The following is a 20,256-nucleotide window of genomic DNA, read 5'->3' on the forward strand; positions in this document are numbered from 1 at the left end:
ACAAGCCGTCACGCCGCTGCAACATGCCTACGCAATGATGCCGACCCCACCATCCCGGAAGGAAGACATGGATCTCTTGCTGTGGCGTCACGCCGAAGCCGTGGACGGCAGCCCCGACCACACTCGGGAACTCACCGCGCGCGGCCACAAACAGGCGCGCAAGGTCGCTGCCTGGCTGGATGAGCACCGTCCAAAACAACTCAAGATCCTCGTCAGCCCCACCGTGCGCACCCGCCAGACGGCAACCGCTTTCACCGACAGCTTCCAGGTCGTGCCCAGCCTGGGGCCCGATGGCAACGTCGCCGACCTGCTCGCTGCCACGGGCTGGCCGGACGCGAGTGGCGCCGCACTGGTAGTCGGCCACCAACCGGCTCTGGGCCGCCTTGCCGCCTTGTTGCTGGCCGGGCAGGAGGCCGACTGGACGATCAAGAAGGGCGCGCTGTGGTGGTTCACCAACCGCGTCCGCGAGGGCGAAAGCCAGACCGTGCTGAGAGCGGTGATCCCGAGCGATTTCGCTTGACTGCAGCAGCGCCGGTGCCAGCCGACGCAAGTGTACGGCAAGGAGTGAATTCCTCACGGCACCCGCGGTCTGAAGGGTTCAGAATCGTACGACGCCGGAGCATGGCCGCCGCCTGCGCGGCCTGCGGGCGGACGCTTGTGCTTTGCCGCGCAATGCGTAAGATGCCGTCTTCGGCCCGGAACGGAACATGTTCGAACGTTTTTTGCCCTCTCGCGAAGCCATCACGCAAAGCCGCATGCTGCGCTGGCTGGGGCCGCGTATTCATGATCCGCTGCTGTGGCACATCAACCGTCGTGCAGTCGCACGCGGGGTGGCGATGGGGGTGTTCTTCGGCCTGATGATCCCGATCGCGCAGATTCCTGCGGCGGCCATCGCGTCGCTCGTCCTGCGCGGCAATCTCTGGATCGCCGCCGTCTCCACGCTGGTCAGCAACCCGCTCACTTACGGGCCCATCTACTATTTTGCCTACCGCCTCGGCGCAGGCGTCATCGGCACCCGTACGCCGCCCGACCTGACGCCCGAGGATGTCGAGGCGCCCATCCGCATGATCGACTCCCTGGCACAGGCATGGGCCTGGGTATCGGGCATCGGCCAGCCGCTACTGGTAGGCATGGTCATGATGGCAGTCACCGGCTCGCTCATCGCCTACTGGGGCGCGCAGCTGTTCTGGCGCTTCAAGGTCGTCAACAAATGGCGCCGCCTGCATCGCGAACGCCGGGCGCGCGCGGCATCTGCAGCCAGAAGGCCGCTTGGAAGCGCCTGAAGCGCGGCGTATCCTTACCAGCCCGGTCAACCGCAGAGCGAACAGCCCGATCATGGACGAGCCCATCCCCGACGGCACCCTCGCCACTATCGAGGGCGTGCGGCGCATCCACCACGACGGCTACTGGCTGAAGGTCTACGATCCGCCGGCTGATTCCCTGCAAGCCAAGAAGCAGCTCATCCAGGCCCTGACGCGGCGCCTGTTCAATCACGTCGAGCACGGCATCAACATCCCCGGCAAACGCCTGGACGACGCCCGCCGCGCCTACGAAGCCGAGACCGAGCCCGCGCGCAAACGCGTCAAGGGGGCCATGTTCGCCGGCGCCCTGTTCAACCGCGCGACCGACATTTTCACCAAACTGGTCGAGTTGCAGGAACTCGGCATCGAAATCGACACCGACAACGCGCTCATGCGCGAGTGCGGGCTGTGCCTGCAGGAAGCGCTGAACCTTGGACGCCTGGTACTGCATCGCAGCGGGGACGAGGGCATCGACGAGCTCTGGGGCGAGCCTTTCCGCGCGTTCTCGATCCCGGTGGAGGCTTTCTACGAAAGCCGTTACATCAAGATCGCGCAGGCCCTGCGCGAGATAGACCGCATCGCCACCGTCATGGCGGCCACCTTTGCCGGGTCGCCGCTTTTCCAGGGCATAGACCCCCTGGTGCTCGAATTTGCCCGCATCGCGAAGGTCAAATGCGAGACGCTGCGCACCGATCCGGACATCTTCGAGGTCTGGGCCGACTTCGTGGTCGCATCGGAGCGCCTCGGCGCCGTTGCCCCCTGTCTGTCGCCCACCTCCACGCCGGCAGAGCACCAGCTTGCCGCCGACGGCCTTCGCCTGATCCTGCAAGGACGCAATCTGCTCACCGACATCACGCGGGCACGCGTGACGATGCCCAAGAGTGCGCGTGAGTACATCGAGCGCTGCGAGACCTACGCGGCACTCGCCCAGGCTGCAGCACGGCCCGCGCTGGCAGTGGTCGGCAGTCGCCCGCGCAAGCGCGGGCAGACCGCCCCGGCGGTGCTCAGACGATGATGCCGCCGCCCAGACAGACCTTCGACTCGTAGACGACCACACTCTGACCCGGCGTCAGCGCCCATTGCGGCTGGGCAAAGGCGATCTCGGCTCGACCATCGGCGATGCGGTCGATCTCGCAGGGCTGGTCGGGCGTGCGGTAACGGGGCTTGGCGGTATAGACCCAGTTCGTGTGGGGGTCGCGGCCGGCGATCCAGTTGAGATCGGTCGCGAGCAAACGCTCCCTGAGCAGCGCGGGATGCGCATGCCCCTGCACCACGTAGAGCACGTTCGCCTTGATGTCCTTGCTGGCGACGTACCAGGCATCGTGCTCGCCCGCCTCATCCTGGTTACCCTTGATGCCGCCGATGTGCAGCCCCTTGCGCTGGCCAATGGTGTGGTACATGAGGCCCTGGTGTTCTCCGAGCAGTCGACCATCGTCAAGCGCGCGGATCTCGCCCGGCTGCGTAGGCAGATACCGCATCAGGAACTCGCGGAACGGGCGCTCGCCGATGAAGCAGATGCCAGTGGAGTCCTTCTTCGCCGCCACATGCAGCCCGGCCTGCTCGGCAATCCGGCGCACCTCGCGCTTGTAGAGCGTACCGAGCGGAAACAAGGTTCTTGCCAGTTGTGCCTGACCGAGGCGGTACAGGAAGTAGCTCTGGTCCTTGGTGCCATCCTCGGCCTTGAGAAGCTGGAACTCGGTACGCCCGTCGTTCGTCCACTCGCGCACCTGCGCGTAGTGTCCGGTGGCAATCCGATCTGCGCCCATCTGCATGGCATGATCGAGGAAGCAACGGAACTTGATCTCAGAGTTGCACAGCACGTCCGGATTGGGCGTGCGGCCCGCCTCGTACTCGCGCAGGAAGTCGGCGAACACGCGGTCCTTGTACTCCTTGCTGAAGTTCACGACTTCGAGCTCGATGCCGATCACGTCGCACACCGAAGCGACATCGACGAGATCCTGGCGACTCGAGCAGTACTCGGAGTCGTCGTCATCCTCCCAGTTCTTCATGAACAGCCCGGTAACGTCATAACCCTGCTGCTTGAGCAACAGCGCCGTCACCGACGAATCCACCCCGCCAGACATGCCGACGACCACCTTCATCCCGTTCGGGTCCTTAATGGACATTCGGTCCGCCTCCCTTTAGCCATTCGTCGAGCGGCAGGACCACTGCCGGCTCGCCGTGATCGACGAACCATGCGTCGATCGCAAAACGTTCTCCGGCGACAGTCGCCGGTGCCTGTGCGTGCTCAGGCGCGACATCGTAGCGCGCTGCGCCATGCTCTGCAGCGGCGAGCATGGCAGGCTCGAGGGCGGGCGCATCCGCGGCCGGTTCTTGCGCCAGGACCTCGACCACCGCGCTGAAGTGCTGCAGGATGAAGCGCGTACGCCGTGCCGGCTCGAGCACGCGATGAAAGCGCAGCATGCCGCGCGCCTCTAGCAAGGCCAGCCAGCGCGTACTGGTGGTGGCGTGATCGATGCAGTCCATGCGTCCTTCCACGCCATCGTCCAGAAAGTTGCCGGCGCGGTCGTTGCCGACCGGCGACTGCCGCGCCGCCAGCCGATACAGCTGTGCCAGTACCCTGCTCAACGCCTCCCGCTCGGCGGCGGCATCTGCCGACGCCTGCAGGACGTCATCTATCCACCACAGCGTGCTGGTGTCGATGCGTACGGCAGCCTGCTTGGCACAGCCGTAGTTGTGGCACACCATGACCACGGCCGGGGAATGGCGGACGCCTGCTGAATCGGCCCCGACCACCGGGACCATCCCCGCCAGCAGTCCGGCACACAGCAGCCCGGCCAGCCCCCTGCGGCCGAGCCCGCCCGAAAGCGAGATCCGTCGCACCACGCTCAGGATGCGCTGAGCAGCGCGAGCGGAAAGCGCCGGCCCACAATCCAGTCTTCCACACACTGCAGGATCAGCGGGCTGCGGTGACGCGCCGTGCTTGCGCGCACCTCGTCGGCCGTCATCCACAGCGCACGCACGATTCCCTGATCCAGCGCCCGCCCCGCCTCCTCGCCCCCCAGCCGGCCACCGAACGCGAACCGCAGGTAGGTGATATCACCCTGCGGGCGCGTCCACTGGTAAATGCCGACGAGGTATTCGGGGGTAAAGCCCCACGCCGTCTCCTCCAGCGTTTCACGCACCGTGGCGTCGACCAGGGTCTCGCCTTCCTCGAGATGGCCCGCCGGCTGGTTCAGCCGCAGACCTTCATCGGTCTCCTCCTCGACCAGCAGGAAGCGGCCATCGCGCTCGACCACCGCGGCAACAGTGACGTTGGGTTTCCAGATGCGTTCCTTCACTTTCAGCTCCACGCCGGTGCAGCCGCGTATTCTACCGCGTGCGGCGGGCAACACCCACGACCGCCCGCCGCGCCCCGCCTTTACGCTAGAATTGTCAGGCTTTGGCCCTTGCTCGGTTACAGCGGGGCCCCACGACTACTCTCGAACACACTTAGAGGCGGAGATCTTCATCATGTCCATGGCTGACCGCGACGGTTTCATCTGGCAGGACGGCAAGCTCATTCCGTGGCGCGAGGCGACCACCCACGTGCTCACCCATTCCCTGCACTACGGTCTCGCCGTGTTCGAGGGCGTGCGCGCCTACAACACCGTCAAGGGCACCGCGATCTTCCGTCTTGCCGAGCACACCCAGCGCCTGATCAACTCCGGCAAGATCTACATGATGGACATCCCGTACTCGAAGGATGAGCTCATGGAGGCCCAGAAGGAGGTGGTGCGCGCGAACAAGCTCGAATCCTGCTACCTGCGTCCGATCGCCTACTATGGCTCGGAGAAGATGGGCATCTCCACCGTGGGCGCGACCGTGCATGTCGCCATCGCCGCCTGGCCCTGGGGCGCCTACCTCGGCGAGGAAGGCCTGGAGAAGGGCATCCGCGTGAAGACCTCGTCCTACACTCGCCACCACGTCAACTCGACGATGCCGCGCGCCAAGGTCGCCGCCACCTACCCGAACTCGATCCTCGCCAACCTCGAAGTGACCCGCATGGGCTATGACGAGGCGCTGCTGCTCGACAACCAGGGCTTTGTTGCCGAAGGGGCGGGCGAGAACCTCTTCATCATCAAGGATGGCAAGATCTACGAGCCGGAGATCGCTTCCGCACTGACCGGCATCACCCGCGACTCGATCCACGCCATCGCCCGCGAGTTCGGCTACGACGTCACCACCAAGCGCATCACCCGTGACGACATCTACCTCGCCGACGAAGCCTTCTTCACCGGCACCGCAGCCGAGGTCACGCCCATCCGCGAACTCGACGATCGCAAGATCGGCGAAGGCAAGCGCGGCCCGCTCACCGAGAAGATCCAGGCCCGCTTCTTCGACGTCGTCAACGGCCGCGCGCCCGAATACGACCAGTGGCTGGCCTACGTCTGATTCCCTGCGAGAGGAAACACGTCATGGTTGAGAACACCGACAAGACCCAGGCCGTCGCGATCAGCGCCAAGGACCTGCCCCTGCACTGCCCGCCACCGGGCGCACCACTGTGGGCACGTCACCCGCGCGTCTTCCTGGACATCCTGAAGACGGGCGAAGCAGTTTGCCCGTACTGCAGCGCGCATTACGTCTTTGCCGGCGAGCGCCCCAAGGGTCACCACTGAACCCAGGCTGTCCGGCGTGGTCTGCCGGTTTGCCGAGTTGCATTCGACGGGGGCTTCGGCCCCCTTCGTCATTGCGCGTGCGCCGTGGCAGCTCAGTCCTTGACCACCTTCAGCATGATCGCCAACGCTGGGCTCATCACTCAACCGATCCGAACGTACCCGTGAGCAAACCTACCTTCACCACTGCGCTCGAAGCCGAGGCCGCCTTCTACCAGGCCCTCGCCCAGGGCGATCTCGACGCCTTGATGGCCGTCTGGTCCGAAGAAGAGGATGTCGTCTGCATCCATCCCGGCGGCCCGCGCATCGTCGGCCTTGCCGCCATCCGCGAGACCTGGCGCCAGATCCTGGCCGGCGGCAACCGGCTGCAGATCGAAGTCAGCCAGCCGGTCATCACCGCCAGCGCGGCGATGGCGATGCACTGCGTGTTCGAACAGGTTGCCCTCGAGAGCCGCGAGCAGCGCTCGGCCACGCTGGCCGTCACCAACGTGTTCACGCGCGGCGCCGACGGTTGGCACATGGTGCTGCACCATGCTTCACCGGTGCCCGACCTGAGCGATTTCGGCGACCTCTCGCCGCGGGTCGTACATTGACGCCCCCCGCGTTCGAACACTCCCCCGAAAGCCAGGCCGGCACCTCCCTTGCCGCAAGCACCCCCTACCACAGCCCGTGGTGGCTGCCTGGCGGCCACCTGCAGACAATCTGGCCGCTGGCATGCAAGGCTTCGCTACCCCGCTATCGGCGCGAACGCACAAGCACACCCGATGGCGACTTCATCGAGCTCGACTGGGCAGCGAGGCCGACGGCTGGGGCATCGGCGCCATTGCTGGTCCTGTTCCACGGACTTGAGGGCTCGAGCCGCTCGCACTACGCACGCACGCTGATGGGCGCTGCGGCACAGGCAGGATGGCGCGCAGTGGTGCCGCACTTTCGCGGCTGCGGCGGCGCGCCCAACCGCCTCGCCCGTGCCTACCACTCCGGAGACAGCGCCGAGATCGACTGGATCCTGCGCCACCTCAAGCGCGCTGCTGGCAGCGCGCCGATGCTGGCCGTCGGCGTATCGCTCGGCGGCAATGCCCTGCTGAAGTGGCTGGGCGAACGCGAACACGAAAGCTGCGAACTCGTCGCCGCCTGTGCAGCGATCTGCGCCCCCCTCGACCTGAGCATCTCCGGAAAGGCCCTCGGGCGCGGCTTCAACCGCGTCTATGCCAGGCACTTCCTGGCCACGCTCAGGCGCAAGGCGCTGGCCAAATGCGCGGCCCACCCGGGCGCGTTCGACGCTGCACGGATCGCAGGCGCGCGATCCCTGGAAGCCTTTGATGACGCCTACACCGCCCCCGCCCATGGCTTTGCCGGCGTCGGCGACTACTGGCGACGCGCCTCGGCACGCCCCTGGCTGGGCGGGATCCGTGTGCCGACACTGCTCCTGAACGCGGCCAACGACCCCTTCGTTCCTGCGCCTGCGCTGCCGCGGCCTGCAGAGCTGTCGGCGGCGATTTGCCAGGAGCTGCCCGCCAGCGGCGGCCACGTCGGCTTTCTCGCTCCACCCTGGCCAGGCACGCAGGACTGGCTTGCGCATCGGATCATCACCTGGCTCACCCGCCACGCGGGGCCACACCCCGCTCAGTCGTAGGTCTGCGCGTCTGCGAGCAGAGAACCGCGCGCATCCTTGTCCGACAGCACCGGAGGCGACGGCAACGGCCACTCGATGCCGATGTCGGGATCGTTCCAGGCAATGCAGCGCTCGTGCTGCGGCGCATAGTAGTCGGTGGTCTTGTAGAGGAAGTCAGCGGACTCGCTGAGCACCAGAAAGCCGTGCCCGAAGCCCGGCGGCACCCAGAGTTGGTGGTGGTTGTGCTCGGACAGCTCGACGCCGACCCACTGGCCGAAGCGCGGCGAACTGCGGCGCAGGTCCACGGCGACGTCGAACACGCGGCCACGCACGACGCGGACAAGCTTGCCCTGCGGCTGTAGCAACTGGTAATGCAAGCCGCGCAGCACCCCTTGGGCGGACCGCGAATGGTTGTCCTGCACGAAATCGACGTCGAGACCGGTCAGCTCGGCGAACTGGCGGGCGTTGTAGCTCTCGAGGAAAAAGCCGCGCTCGTCGCCAAACACGCGGGGTTCGAGCAGCAGGACCTCGGGAAGTGCGCATCGACTGACCTTCATCAGAACACCTTATCCTCGAGCAGACGCAGCAGATACTGGCCGTAGCCGCTCTTGGCGAGCGGCGCCGCGAGCGCACCAAGTTGCTCGTCATCGATCCAGCCCGCACGCCAGGCAATCTCCTCGGGACATGCGATCTTCAGGCCCTGGCGCTTTTCGATGGTCTGGATGAACATCCCTGCCTCGAGCAGGCTTTCATGCGTGCCGGTGTCCAGCCAGGCGTGGCCACGCCCCATTACCTGCACGTCGAGCTCGCCCCACTCGAGGTAGGCGCGGTTGAGATCGGTAATCTCGAGTTCGCCACGCGGACTCGGCTTGAGGCCGCGCGCGATATCGACCGCGCGTTCGTCGTAGAAGTACAGCCCGGTGACCGCGTAACGGCTCTTGGGCCGCGCCGGCTTCTCCTCCAGGCTGATCGCGCGCCCGGCGGCGTCGAACTCGACCACACCATAGCGCTCGGGATCCTGCACCGGATAGGCGAACACCGTTGCACCCGCAGTTGCGCAACTTGCTGCGCGCAACTCGGCCGCCAGGTCATGACCGTAGAACAGGTTATCGCCCAGCACCAGCGCCGAGGGCGCGCCCGCGAGAAAGTCCTCGCCGATCAGGAAGGCCTGGGCCAGCCCGTCGGGACTGGGCTGCACGGCGTAGCTCAACTGCACGCCCCATCGGCTACCGTCACCCAGCAACTGCTCGAAGCGCGGTGTGTCCTGCGGCGTGGAGATGATCAGGATGTCGCGAATGCCCGCCAGCATCAGCGTGCTGAGCGGGTAATAGACCATAGGTTTGTCATAGACCGGAAGCAGCTGCTTGGAGACGGCAAGCGTAGCCGGATGGAGACGGGTGCCGGAGCCCCCGGCGAGAATGATGCCCTTGCGAGTAGTCATGGCGCGATTGCGGTCCTGTTGATGGCGGCCAAACTGGCGTTGCAGCATTGTAGACGCCAGCGCGCCGACATAGAATGTCGGTTTTGCCACCCGTCATTACAGCATTCGCCTACCGGACCGATTCATGACCTACGCCCTGCCCGCCCCAGAGATCTTCAAGGCCTACGACATCCGCGGCATCGTCGACACCGTGCTCACCCCCGACGCCGTGCGCGCAATCGGCCATGCACTCGGTTCCGAGGCCGCAGTCCGCGGCCAGAAGGCGATCGCGATTGGTCGCGACGGACGCCTGTCCGGCCCGGCGCTGGCAGGCGCGCTCGGCGAGGGCATCCGCGCCGCCGGTATCGATGTCATCGACATCGGTTGCGTACCCACTCCACTCACCTACTTCGCCGCCTATCAACTCGGCTGCGACTCCTGCGTATCGGTCACCGGCAGCCACAACCCACCGGACTATAACGGCCTGAAGATGGTACTCGGCGGCCAGACGCTGTTCGGCGAACTGATCCAGGCCCTGCGCCGTCGCATCGCGGAGAACGATCTGGTGCACGGTGACGGCGAACTCCGACACGCCAGCGTGGATGCTGCCTATCTCGAACGTGTCGTCGGCGACGTCAAGCTCGCGCGACCGATGAAGATCGTCCTCGACTGCGGCAACGGTGTGGCCGGCGGCATCGCCCCGGAGCTCTTCCGCCGCCTGGGCTGCGAAGTCATCGAGCTGTTCTGCGAAGTCGACGGCAACTTCCCCAACCACCACCCCGACCCTTCCAAGCCCGAGAACCTGCAGGACGTCATCCGCGTGCTGCGCGAGACCGACGCCGAACTCGGACTCGCCTTCGACGGTGACGGCGATCGCCTCGGCGTGGTGACCAAGGATGGCGAGATCATCTTCCCCGACCGCCAGCTCATGCTGTTCGCCGAAGACGTGCTCTCCCGCGTACCGGGCGCCGAGATCATCTACGACGTCAAGTGCACGCGCAACCTCGCCACCTGGATCCGTGCGCGCGGCGGCAAGCCGACGATGTGGAACACCGGCCACGCGCTGGTCAAGGCCAAGCTCAAGGAAACCGGCGCCCCACTGGCGGGCGAGATGAGCGGCCACATGTTCTTCAAGGAGCGCTGGTTCGGCTTCGATGACGGCCTGTATTCAGGCGCCCGTCTGCTCGAGATCCTGTCGGCCCGCGCAGATGCCAACGCCGCACTGAAGGCGCTGCCCGATGCGGTCAGCACACCGGAACTCAACATCAAGATGAAGGAGGGCGAGCCCTTCGAGCTCGTCCGCCGCCTCCAGCAGGCCGCACTCGCTACGCCCTCGTGCTTTGCTGACGCAAACGAAGTGATCACCCTCGATGGCGTGCGAGTCGAGTTCGCACGCGGCTTTGGCCTTGCGCGCGCCTCCAACACCACGCCAGTGGTGGTATTGCGCTTCGAAGCCGACGACGCTGCTGCGCTGACCGCCATCCAGAGCGCGTTCAGGCACGCCATCGACGCCGCCTGGCCGGGACTGGCGCTCCCCTTCTGAGGCACGCACGGCAACGGCACAGGGCGCGCAAACGCCCCCGTACCGAGCTGTGCCACTTTCTCGTGCTTGAACCGGTATGAGCTGAGGATACGAATGAAAACAGCCGTGGCAAACGACAAGGATGTCGAACTGGCACTCAAGGGGGTGAGGATTCCGTCCTGCCCGGATATCCTCATGCAGTTGATGACGGAACTGCGTGCCCCCGGAGTCAGCGGCAAGCAGATCTCCACCCTCATCGGCAGGGACGTGGGGCTGGCGGCAGTGGTCGTGCGATTGGCCAATTCGCCCCTCTTCGGTGCGGCACGCAAGCTCGACTCGATCGACGACGCGATTCGCATGCTCGGTTTCGGCTCCCTGACCAACATCGTGCAGGAAGCCATGCTGCGCAACGCGATCCCGGACAGCAGCGCCGCCCTCGAGCGCTTCTGGGACAACTCGCGCTACACCGCTGCAGCCAGCGCCCTGCTCGCGCGCCGCACCGGCGCCGTTCGGGCTGAAACAGCCTATACCTTCGGCCTGTTCCACGACTGCGGCATCCCGCTGCTGGTCAAGCGCTTTCCCGACTACAAGCGCATCCTGGGCGTCGCCAACCAGACGACCGACCGCTGGTTCACCGCCGTCGAGGACGAAGCCTTCAACACCAACCACGCCACGATCGGCTACATCCTTGCCCGCTCCTGGGGCCTGAGCGAAGCGATCACCCAGGCGATCCTGTGCCACCATGACTACTCGGTGCTCGCCGGCGACTCCGGACTCGACCACGAAGCGCGTGCGCTGATCGCGATCAACGTGATCGGCGAGTACGTGGCCGGCACCCACCTGCGCACCCGGCAGGATGCCGAGTGGGACAAGGGCCGCGATGCTGTGGCATGCTTCCTCGGCATGCCGCTGACGGACATCGAAGACCTCGCCGAGGACGTCCTGCTGGCGCTCGAGAGCCAGCGCAGCGCCGAAACCGCCTGAGCGTCTTGCGCTGCAGGTAGCGTGCATCACCCGACCGGCGGGCGAGGCACGCTGCCTAGGCCGGATCCAGCTTGGCGACACCAAGCAGCAACCACTTCACGCCCGCAGGCCCGAAGTTGATCTGTACCTTGGCATCGGCACCGCTACCCTCCGCGGCAACGATGACCCCCTGGCCGAACTTCGCATGACTGACAGCCTGGCCAATGCGCAGACCGTTAGGCAGCGTAGCGAATGAAGGCCGCGGCGCCCGCGCCACCTGCGCCTTGGCCGACGGATTGAAATAGCCCCCCCCCATGCCGCCAGACGCGCCGCCTTGCACGGAACGCGAGCTTGGCGGCGTCAGCCACTTGGTCAGCTCCGCCGGAATCTCTTCCAGGAAGCGCGAACGCAGGTTGTAGCGCGTCTGCCCATGCAACATGCGACTTTGGGCAAAGCTCAGGTACAAGCGCTCACGCGCCCGCGTGACGGCCACGTACATCAGCCGGCGCTCCTCTTCCAGGCCATCGGTCTCGAGGATGCTGTTCTCGTGCGGAAACAGCCCCTCCTCCAAGCCGGACAGGAAGACGACATTGAATTCCAGCCCCTTGGCCGAATGCACCGTCATCAGCTGCACGGCATCAGCCCCCTGGTCGGCCTGGTGGTCACCCGCCTCGAGCGAGGCATGGGCCAGGAAGTCGGCCAACAGCGCATGCGCCTGGGCGAGCGCATCGCCTGCGCCCGCTTGAGCCTGCGACTCAGCGAGGAAATTGGCCGCAGCGTTGATCAGCTCATCGAGGTTCTCCAGGCGCTCTCGCCCCTCCTTGTCAGCCTTGTAGTGAGCACGCAGACCACTCAGGTCGAGCACGTGATCGACCAGCTCCGGCAGCGGCAAACCCGCAGTGTCGCGACGCAAGTCCTCGATCAGGCGCACGAACTGGGCGAGCGAAGTGCCTGGCTTGCCGGTCAGATGCGGCACGGTGGCATACAGACTGGTGCTGTAGACGCGCGCGGCGTCGGTCAATACCTCGAGCGAACGCGCGCCAATGCCGCGGGTAGGGAAATTCACCACGCGCGCGAATGAAGTGTCGTCGTCGGCGTTGGCGATCAGGCGCAGGTAGGCGAGCGCATGCTTGATCTCCTGGCGCTCGAAGAAGCGCAGACCGCCATACACGCGATAGGGAATCGCGGCCGAGAACAGCTGGTGCTCCAGCACCCGCGACTGCGCATTCGAGCGATACAACAGCGCGATCTCGCTGCGCAATGCACCGTCACGCACCAGGGACTGAATCTCCTCGACAACCCAGCGCGCCTCATCACCGTCCGAGTAGGCCTCGAACACGCGGATCGGCTCGCCGGCCCCCTGGTCGGTCCACAGGTTCTTCCCCAGACGGTTGCTGTTGTGGCGGATGATCGCGTTGGCAGCATCCAGGATGTTGCTGTGCGAGCGATAGTTCTGCTCCAGGCGGATCACGTTGTGCACGCGGAACTCGCGCTCGAAGTCACGCATGTTGCCGACCTCGGCGCCACGGAAGCGGTAGATGCTCTGGTCGTCGTCGCCGACGCAGAACATCGCAGCCCCCCCTTCGCGGCCTTCGTCGGCGAAAAGCTTCAACCAGCGATACTGCAGGCGGTTGGTGTCCTGGAATTCGTCGACAAGAATGTTGCGGAAACGGCGCTGGTAATGGCGGCGCAGTGGCTCATTGCGCTCGAGCAACTCATAGCTGCGCAAAAGCAACTCCGCAAAATCCACAACAGACTCGCGCTGGCACTGTGACTCATACTCCTGGTACAGCTGAACGCGCTGGCGGGTGTAGTCGTCCCAGGCCTCCACCGCGTGCGGCCGGTTGCCTGCTTCCTTCTGACCATTGATGAAATGCTGCAACTCACGCGGCGGGAACTTCTCGTCGTCGACGTTGAGCGTCTTCAACAGACGCTTGATGGCGGCGAGCTGATCCCCCGAATCGAGGATCTGGAAAAGTTGAGGTAGCCCGGCATCCCGGTGGTGCGCTCGCAACAAGCGGTTGGCCAGGCCGTGAAAGGTACCGATCCACATGCCGCGCGTACTGACCGGCAACATCGCGGACAGACGGGCAAGCATTTCCTTGGCGGCTTTGTTGGTGAATGTAACAGCAAGAATGCCGGCGGGATCGACCTGGCCGGACTGGACGAGCCATGCGATGCGAGTCGTGAGCACCCGGGTCTTGCCTGAGCCTGCACCGGCAAGGATGAGCGCGTGCTGAGGCGGCAGGCTCACAGCCTGCAGTTGTTCGGTATTCAAGTTGTCTAGGAGCGTGGACATCATGGTTCCTCTGCAAGCCCGCATTGTATCGGCGACACCCGGGCGTTGCCCGGAAGCTGCCGCGAAGATGGATGTTGCGCCGCAGCAACAGCACCTTTGCGCAGCGCTTCTTTTGCGCTAGATTTGAATTGTGCATTGCAGCAAACAGCTGACTTACCGTGGAACTTTTCACAGACGTCAGCGCCTAATTTGCGCACAATCAAGGAAAACTACAGGACTGCCCTGCATATTGCACCACAGCATACGAAGCGTGGTGGCGAGCCCAGAAGGCAGGCCATGATTTTTCGAGCCCTACCCGGCCCGACAGGAGAACTGACATGAAGACCCCGAAACTACTGCCCTGGTACGCACGCAAGGCCGGCGTCCCCCTGGAGCGAGCCGAAGCCCTCTGGCGCAAGGCCGTGCGCGAAGCGACCCGCGAAACCGGCTGGGTTGGCAACGCCGAATACTGGGGTGCGGCGATGGATCACTTCCAGCGCCTGCTCAAGGAAGAGCGCAATACCCTGTGCGCACCGCAGATGCTGCCCTACGTCCGTAGCCAGAACCGCATGTGGCGCCTGCCGCTGCTGGCCATGGAGGACATGATTTCGGCCGTGCATGCAAACTGGCAGCGCAATCATGCTGCCTCCAGCGGCAAGAACGCCTGCCGCGTGGCCTGAGCGCACCGCTAGCCCTCCAGGCCACCCCGGCCTCACCGTCTCCCTCCCTCCTTAAATGGAGTTCGGCACTCTGCCCCTCGGGCAGAGTGCCTTTTTTCGAACCGACCGTGCCCCTCACAGCGGCTTGCAGCGCTCGCACCTTGGCTTGGACTCCGCGCTAACGCGCCCTTCAAGGTATACTGGCGTGTTTTCAACGCCCTGAAGCCCGCACGCACGCTCATGCAGGACAAATACCAGCCCGCCGCCGTCGAAACGGCCGCCCAGCAGCACTGGGACTCCACCGACGCCTTCCGTGTGACCGAGGACGCCAGCCGTCCGAAGTACTACTGCCTGTCGATGTTCCCCTACCCCTCGGGCAAGCTGCACATGGGGCACGTGCGCAACTACACCATCGGTGACGTGCTCGCGCGCTTCCACCGCATGAAGGGCTTCAACGTGCTGCAGCCGATGGGCTGGGACGCCTTCGGCATGCCGGCCGAGAACGCCGCGATCCAGAACAACGTGCCGCCGGCAAAGTGGACCTACGCCAACATCGAGTACATGAAGGCGCAACTCAAGCGCCTCGGCTTCGCCATCGACTGGTCGCGCGAGCTCGCCACCTGCACCCCCGAGTATTACCGCTGGGAGCAGTGGCTGTTCACCCGCCTGTTCGAGAAGGGCCTGATCTACAAACGCCTCGGCACGGTGAACTGGGACCCGGTCGACGAAACCGTACTCGCCAACGAACAGGTCATCGACGGCCGCGGCTGGCGCTCGGGCGCGCTGGTCGAGAAGCGCGAGATCCCCATGTACTACATGAAGATCACCGCCTACGCCGACGAACTGCTGTCCGCGCTCGACGACCTGCCGAACTGGCCCGAGCAGGTCAAGCTGATGCAGAAGAACTGGATCGGCCGCTCTGAAGGCGTGGAGATCAGTTTCCCCTTTGATGTCTCCAGCATCGGCCACGAAGGCACACTGAAGGTGTTTACCACCCGTGCCGATACACTGATGGGCGCGACCTATGTCGCCGTGGCCGCCGAGCACCCGCTCGCCACTCAAGCCGCCACCAGCAACCCGGCACTCGCCGAGTTCATCGAGGAATGCAAGCGCGGCGGCGTCGCCGAAGCCGACATCGCCACGATGGAGAAGAAAGGCATGGCCACCGGCCTGAAGGTGCGCCACCCGCTCACCGACGAGCCGCTCGAAGTCTGGGTCGCCAACTACGTGCTGATGGGCTACGGCGAAGGGGCGGTGATGGCGGTGCCGGCGCACGACGAGCGCGACTTTGCGTTCGCCACCAAGTACGCCCTGCCGATCCGCATGGTGGTGGGCTCGGACGCCTACGCCGACACGGTCGCCCCGTGGCAGGACGCCTACGCCGAGTACGGCCACCTGGTGAATTCGGGCAAATACGACGGCCTGGACTTCCAGGGCGCGATCGATGCGATCTCCGCCGACCTCGCCGCCAAGGGCCTGGGCGCCAAGCGCGTACAGTACCGCCTGCGCGACTGGGGCATCTCGCGCCAGCGCTACTGGGGCTGCCCGATTCCGATGGTCCACTGCGCCGACTGCGGCGACGTGCCGGTGCCGGACGAGCAACTGCCGGTGGTGCTGCCCGAGAACGTCGAGATCACCGGTCGCGGCTCTCCGCTGGCCAAGATGCCCGAATTCTACGAATGCGCCTGCCCCAAGTGCGGCAAGCCGGCCAAGCGCGAAACCGACACCATGGACACCTTCGTCGAGTCGTCCTGGTACTTCCTGCGCTACGCCTGCGCCGACAGCACGACCGCGATGGTGGACGAGCGCGTCAACTACTGGGCGCCGGTCGACCAGTACATCGGCGGTATCGAGCACGCCATCCTGCACCTGCTTTACTCGCGCTTTTTCACCCGCGCGATGCGCGACTGCGGTCTGGTCAATGTCTCCGAGCCCTTCAGCGCCCTGCTCACCCAGGGCATGGTGGTGGCGGAGACCTATTACCGCGAGCTCGACGGCGGCAAGAAGCAGTGGATCAACCCGGCCGACGTGGTGGTCGAGCGTGACGAGCGCGGCCGCATCGTCGCCGCCAAGCTCGACTCCGACGGTCTGCCGGTGGTCATCGGCGGCACCGAGAAGATGTCGAAGTCGAAGAACAACGGCGTCGACCCGCAATCGCTGGTGGACCAGTACGGCGCCGACACCGCGCGCTTGTTCATCATTTTCGCTGCCCCGCCCGACCAGCAGCTCGAATGGTCCGACTCCGGCGTCGAGGGCGCCTCGCGCTTCCTGCGCAGGATATGGAACTACGGCCACGCCTTTGCCAGCGAGACGCGCGCCGCGCTGCCGGCCGAGCGCAAGCTCGCGGCCAACGCGCTCCCCGCTGCAGCCGCTGATGTACGCCGCGAGATCCACATCCATCTCAAGCAGGCGAGTTACGACTTCGGCAAGCACCAGTTCAACACCGTGGTGTCCGCCGCGATGAAGATCCTCAACGCGCTCGAGAAGGCGCACAAGGATCTGGCCGCCGGCGAGCCGGCCGCGCATGCCGAGGTCGCTGAGGAAGGCTTCTCCATCCTGCTGCGTCTGCTGTCGCCGATCACGCCGCACATCTGCCATGCACTTTGGCAGGACTGCGGCTTCGGCAGCGACATCCTCGTCGCGAACTGGCCGGAGGTCAGCGCTGAGGCACTCAAGCAGGACGAGATCGAGCTCATGGTTCAGGTCAATGGCAAGCTGCGCGGCAGCATCAAGGTTGCCGCAGACGCTGCCAAGGCCGACATCGAGGCGCAAGCGCTGGCCTCGGAAGCTGCACAGAAGTTCATGGAAGGCAGGCCGGCGAAGAAGGTCGTCGTCGTGCCCGGCCGCCTGGTCAACATCGTCGCCTGACGGAACACGCCCATGCAGATCCGCCGCCCAGCAGCAGCCACTGCCCCTCAGGCGAACGCCCAGCACTGCGCGCACAAGCGCCGCAGTCTGCTGCTGGGCGCCTGCGGCATCGTCGCACTTGCAGCATCCGGCTGCGGATTCCGCTTGCGTGGGCCTCAAGCGCTCGGCGTGTCGACGCTGCATGTCAATGCGCCGGCGCAAACCGAGCTTGGCGCCCAGTTGCGTCGCCTCATCGCCACGACTGGCACCACCACCGTCGTAGACGACGCCGAACAGGCGTCGGCGCGGCTGCAGATCCTTGCAAACAACCGCGGCCGCGAGATCCTCAGCCTGACCGGGGCCGGCAAGGTCCGTGAATACCAGCTCACGCAAAGCCTGCGCTTCCAGATGATCGACCGCGAAGGCCGCACCCTGGTACCGCCGACCACCCTGTCGGCGCGCCGCGAATACACGTTCGACGACTCGCAGGCCCTGGGCAAGGAGCAGGAGGAGGCGCTGCTTTATCGGGACATGCAGGCCGACCTCCTGCAGCAGCTCATGCGCCGCCTGGCTGCCGCCAACCCGGCAGGCTGAAGCGCCCGAACGAGGCGCGTCGCGCGTGAACATCCGGCCCGACCAGCTCGCCGCCAGTCTCGCCAAGCCGCTCGCGCCGCTCTGGCTGCTGCACGGCAACGAGCCCCTTCTGGTCATCGAAGCCGCCGATGCGATCCGCGCCGCGGCGCGCACGCAAGGCTACGACGAGCGCGAAACACTCGTTGTCGGCCAGGGCTTCAGGTGGGATGCACTGACCCTTGCCGCCGGCAACATGTCGTTGTTCGGGGGCGCCAAGCTGATCGACCTGCGCATTCCTACCGGCAAGCCGGGGCGCGAGGGTGGCGACGCCCTGCAGCGCTACGTGGCCGATCTGCCCGCCCAAACCCTTACCCTGATCACCCTGCCCGAAGTCGACTGGGCGACACGCAAGACGGCCTGGTTCAAGGCCCTCTCCGAATCGGCAGCCACGCTGGAGCTCAACGCCCCCGAGCGCGAACGCCTGCCAGAATGGGTCGGCCACCGGCTCGCTGCGCAGCAGCAGTCGGCAACCCCCGAGGCGCTGGCCTTCATTGCAGAGCATGTCGAAGGCAACCTGCTCGCGGCCCATCAGGAGATCCTCAAGCTCGGTCTGCTGCACGGTGCAGGCAGCCTGAGCCTGGAGCAAGTGCAGGACGCGGTGCTGAACGTCGCCCGCTACGACATCGACAAGCTGCGTCTGGCAGTGGTCGAGGGTGATCCGGCACGCTGCGCCCGGCTGCTCGAAGGGCTCAAGGGCGAAGGCGCCGCAGCGCCGCTGGTGCTGTGGGCACTCGCCAACGAGACGCGCACCCTCGCCAGCCTGTGCGCCGCACGCGACACCGGCCAGGCGCTGCCCGCCGTATTCAAGGCCGAGCGCATCTTCGAACCTCGCCGCCAGCAGGCCCTGGGCCGGGCGCTGGGTCGCCTCAGCCAGGGTGGGCTGCGCGCTGCGCTGATGCATGCCGCTCGTATCGACCGCATGATCAAGGGCCTCGCCAGCGGCGACGTGTGGGACGAATTCCTCCAGCTTGCACTGCGCCTCGCGGGTCGACACTGAGTCCCGCCGGGGTTCATGCGCGCGCCATTCGGTGCTTTAATGCGCGCTTGCCCTGCGGCAACCGACATTGCCGCAACCATCGCCGACGAAGAGCCCCAAATGGATATCCAGCACTACATGCAGACTCTGGGCCGCCAGGCCCGCGCCGCTTCGCGCGTGCTCGCCGCCGCCTCCACTGAAGCCAAGAACGCCGCCCTGCTGGCGATGGCCGCCGAGATCCGCGCCCGTCGCGCCGAACTCCTGGCCGCCAACGCACAAGACCTCGCCGAGGCACGCGTCGCTGGTCTGGAGCCGGCACTGATCGATCGCCTGACCCTGAACGACAAGGGCGTCGAAGCCATGGCAGTCGGCCTCGAGCAGGTCGCCGCCCTGGCCGACCCGGTGGGCGAGATGACCGACATCAAGCGTCGCCCCTCGGGCATCCAGCTCGGCAAGATGCGGGTCCCCCTGGGCGTCATCGGAATCATCTACGAGGCCCGCCCCAACGTCACCGCGGACGCTGCTGCGCTGTGCCTGAAGTCGGGCAACGCGGCGATCCTGCGTGGCGGCAAGGAAGCTATCAACGCCAACCGCGCCATCGCAGCCTGCGTGCGTGCGGGCCTCATCCAGGCCGGCCTGCCCGAGCACGCGGTACAGGTGGTGGAAACCACCGACCGTGAGGCTGTGGGCGCGCTCATCGCGATGCCCGAGTTCGTCGACGTGATCGTTCCGCGCGGCGGCAAAGGCCTGATCGAGCGCATTGCCAGGGACGCCCGCGTGCCGGTGATCAAGCACCTCGACGGCAACTGCCATGTCTATATCGACGACGAGGCCGACCCCGCCAAGGTCGTGCCGATCGTGGAAAACGCCAAGACCCAGCGCTACGGCACCTGCAATACCGCCGAGTCCCTGCTCGTCGCGCGCGACGTCGCCGACATCTACCTGCCGGAAATCGGCCGCATGCTCGCAGCCAAGGGCGTCGAGATGCGCTGCTGCGCCGAGTCGCTCGCCCTGCTGACGGAAGCGGGCGTCGATGCCGGCAAGCTCGTCGCCGCCACCGAAGCCGACTGGCGCGAGGAATACCTCGCCCCGATCATCGCGGTGAAAGTGGTCGACGGACTGGAGGCGGCGATCGCACACATCAATACCTACAGCTCCGGCCATACCGAGGCCATCGTTACCGAGAACTACAGCCACGCAATGCGCTTCCTGCGCGAGGTGGACTCGTCGTCCGTGATGGTCAATGCCTCCACGCGCTTCGCCGATGGCTTCGAGTACGGGCTGGGTGCGGAGATCGGCATCTCCACCGACAAGATCCACGCCCGCGGCCCGGTAGGTCTCGAGGGCCTGACAAGCCAGAAGTGGATCGTGTTCGGCGACGGCGAGATCCGGCGCTGAGCAACTGCGCCGTGGCCGAGCACGCAGGGAC

The 20,256-nt window shown here is 65.8% G+C and carries 20 protein-coding genes; 14 read left to right on the plus strand and 6 right to left on the minus strand.

Features of this window, described 5'->3' with window-relative positions; translation table 11 throughout:
• Positions 1 to 67: 67 nt before the first annotated feature.
• The 3 genes from B447_RS07465 to B447_RS07475 all read left to right on the plus strand — a co-directional run bounded on the left by B447_RS07465 (position 68) and on the right by B447_RS07475 (position 2,316).
• Positions 68 to 520: a SixA phosphatase family protein gene (locus tag B447_RS07465; RefSeq protein ID WP_002938286.1), complete on the plus strand. Its 453-nt coding sequence runs from the start codon at positions 68 to 70 to the stop codon at positions 518 to 520.
• A 187-nt stretch (positions 521 to 707) separates the two neighbouring features.
• Positions 708 to 1,283, plus strand: coding sequence for a DUF2062 domain-containing protein (locus B447_RS07470; protein WP_002924588.1), 576 nt, complete (start codon positions 708 to 710; stop codon positions 1,281 to 1,283).
• Between the two features lie 52 nt (positions 1,284 to 1,335).
• Positions 1,336 to 2,316, plus strand: coding sequence for a hypothetical protein (locus tag B447_RS07475; protein WP_002938287.1), 981 nt, complete (start codon positions 1,336 to 1,338; stop codon positions 2,314 to 2,316).
• On the opposite strand, the gene mnmA is transcribed toward B447_RS07475, so the two are convergent.
• From mnmA to B447_RS07490, 3 genes are all read right to left on the minus strand, one after another.
• A complete protein-coding gene (gene mnmA / locus B447_RS07480; RefSeq protein ID WP_269745240.1) occupies positions 2,306 to 3,427 on the minus strand; it encodes a tRNA 2-thiouridine(34) synthase MnmA in 1,122 nt (373 codons plus the stop codon). The genes B447_RS07475 and mnmA overlap by 11 nt on opposite strands.
• Entirely contained in the window at positions 3,417 to 4,067 is a 651-nt protein-coding gene (locus B447_RS07485) for a hypothetical protein (RefSeq protein ID WP_002938292.1), read from the minus strand. The genes mnmA and B447_RS07485 overlap by 11 nt, the downstream gene beginning before the upstream one ends.
• An 83-nt stretch (positions 4,068 to 4,150) precedes the next feature.
• Entirely contained in the window at positions 4,151 to 4,603 is a 453-nt protein-coding gene (locus tag B447_RS07490; protein WP_002938305.1) for an NUDIX hydrolase, read from the minus strand.
• A 172-nt stretch (positions 4,604 to 4,775) separates the two neighbouring features.
• On the opposite strand from B447_RS07490, the gene B447_RS07495 reads away from it, so the two are divergent.
• From B447_RS07495 to B447_RS07510, 4 genes are all read left to right on the plus strand, one after another.
• Positions 4,776 to 5,696 carry a branched-chain amino acid transaminase gene (locus B447_RS07495; protein WP_002924600.1) on the plus strand — a complete coding sequence of 307 codons (921 nt, stop codon included), beginning with the start codon at positions 4,776 to 4,778 and terminating at the stop codon, positions 5,694 to 5,696.
• Between the two features lie 23 nt (positions 5,697 to 5,719).
• Positions 5,720 to 5,920 (plus strand): zinc-finger domain-containing protein, encoded by a 201-nt coding sequence (locus B447_RS07500; protein WP_002924602.1) that lies wholly within the window; start codon positions 5,720 to 5,722, stop codon positions 5,918 to 5,920.
• A 161-nt stretch (positions 5,921 to 6,081) separates the two neighbouring features.
• Positions 6,082 to 6,510, plus strand: coding sequence for a YybH family protein (locus B447_RS07505; protein ID WP_002938306.1), 429 nt, complete (start codon positions 6,082 to 6,084; stop codon positions 6,508 to 6,510).
• The gene (locus B447_RS07510; RefSeq protein WP_002938307.1) at positions 6,507 to 7,550 is read left to right on the plus strand and encodes a hydrolase; all 1,044 of its coding nucleotides are present in this window, start codon (positions 6,507 to 6,509) and stop codon (positions 7,548 to 7,550) included. The genes B447_RS07505 and B447_RS07510 overlap by 4 nt, the downstream gene beginning before the upstream one ends.
• On the opposite strand, the gene rfbC is transcribed toward B447_RS07510, so the two are convergent.
• Both rfbC and rfbA read right to left on the minus strand, forming a co-directional pair.
• Positions 7,541 to 8,086: a dTDP-4-dehydrorhamnose 3,5-epimerase gene (rfbC, locus tag B447_RS07515; RefSeq protein ID WP_002924608.1), complete on the minus strand. Its 546-nt coding sequence runs from the start codon at positions 8,084 to 8,086 to the stop codon at positions 7,541 to 7,543. The two genes, B447_RS07510 and rfbC, sit on opposite strands and share 10 nt — an antisense overlap.
• Positions 8,086 to 8,970 (minus strand): glucose-1-phosphate thymidylyltransferase RfbA, encoded by an 885-nt coding sequence (rfbA, locus tag B447_RS07520; protein WP_002938308.1) that lies wholly within the window; start codon positions 8,968 to 8,970, stop codon positions 8,086 to 8,088. The genes rfbC and rfbA overlap by 1 nt, the downstream gene beginning before the upstream one ends.
• A 124-nt stretch (positions 8,971 to 9,094) precedes the next feature.
• Here rfbA and B447_RS07525 point away from each other — a divergent pair, with 124 nt between their 5' ends.
• Together B447_RS07525 and B447_RS07530 are read left to right on the plus strand one after the other, a co-directional pair.
• Complete coding sequence (locus B447_RS07525; protein WP_002938309.1) at positions 9,095 to 10,492, plus strand: phosphomannomutase/phosphoglucomutase; 1,398 nt, start codon at positions 9,095 to 9,097, stop codon at positions 10,490 to 10,492.
• Positions 10,493 to 10,585: 93 nt separating this feature from the next.
• Complete coding sequence (locus B447_RS07530) at positions 10,586 to 11,455, plus strand: HDOD domain-containing protein (RefSeq protein ID WP_002938310.1); 870 nt, start codon at positions 10,586 to 10,588, stop codon at positions 11,453 to 11,455.
• A gap of 55 nt (positions 11,456 to 11,510) precedes the next feature.
• On the opposite strand, the gene B447_RS07535 is transcribed toward B447_RS07530, so the two are convergent.
• Positions 11,511 to 13,733 (minus strand): UvrD-helicase domain-containing protein, encoded by a 2,223-nt coding sequence (locus B447_RS07535; protein ID WP_002938313.1) that lies wholly within the window; start codon positions 13,731 to 13,733, stop codon positions 11,511 to 11,513.
• Positions 13,734 to 14,050: 317 nt separating this feature from the next.
• Here B447_RS07535 and B447_RS07540 point away from each other — a divergent pair, with 317 nt between their 5' ends.
• The 5 genes from B447_RS07540 (at position 14,051) to B447_RS07560 (ending at position 20,225) form a co-directional block, all read left to right on the plus strand.
• Complete coding sequence (locus tag B447_RS07540; RefSeq protein WP_002938315.1) at positions 14,051 to 14,392, plus strand: hypothetical protein; 342 nt, start codon at positions 14,051 to 14,053, stop codon at positions 14,390 to 14,392.
• Positions 14,393 to 14,611: 219 nt separating this feature from the next.
• Positions 14,612 to 17,239 (plus strand): leucine--tRNA ligase, encoded by a 2,628-nt coding sequence (leuS, locus tag B447_RS07545; protein ID WP_002938317.1) that lies wholly within the window; start codon positions 14,612 to 14,614, stop codon positions 17,237 to 17,239.
• Between the two features lie 12 nt (positions 17,240 to 17,251).
• Entirely contained in the window at positions 17,252 to 17,812 is a 561-nt protein-coding gene (locus tag B447_RS07550) for an LPS-assembly lipoprotein LptE (protein ID WP_002938319.1), read from the plus strand.
• A 25-nt stretch (positions 17,813 to 17,837) separates the two neighbouring features.
• Positions 17,838 to 18,848 (plus strand): DNA polymerase III subunit delta, encoded by a 1,011-nt coding sequence (holA, locus tag B447_RS07555; protein ID WP_002938322.1) that lies wholly within the window; start codon positions 17,838 to 17,840, stop codon positions 18,846 to 18,848.
• Positions 18,849 to 18,947: 99 nt separating this feature from the next.
• On the plus strand, positions 18,948 to 20,225 hold the full coding sequence (locus B447_RS07560) for a glutamate-5-semialdehyde dehydrogenase (protein ID WP_002938323.1): 1,278 nt from the start codon (positions 18,948 to 18,950) through the stop codon (positions 20,223 to 20,225).
• Positions 20,226 to 20,256 lie beyond the last annotated feature (31 nt).

It is taken from the genome of Thauera sp. 27, assembly GCF_000310125.2.
Lineage (GTDB): Bacteria > Pseudomonadota > Gammaproteobacteria > Burkholderiales > Rhodocyclaceae > Thauera > Thauera mechernichensis.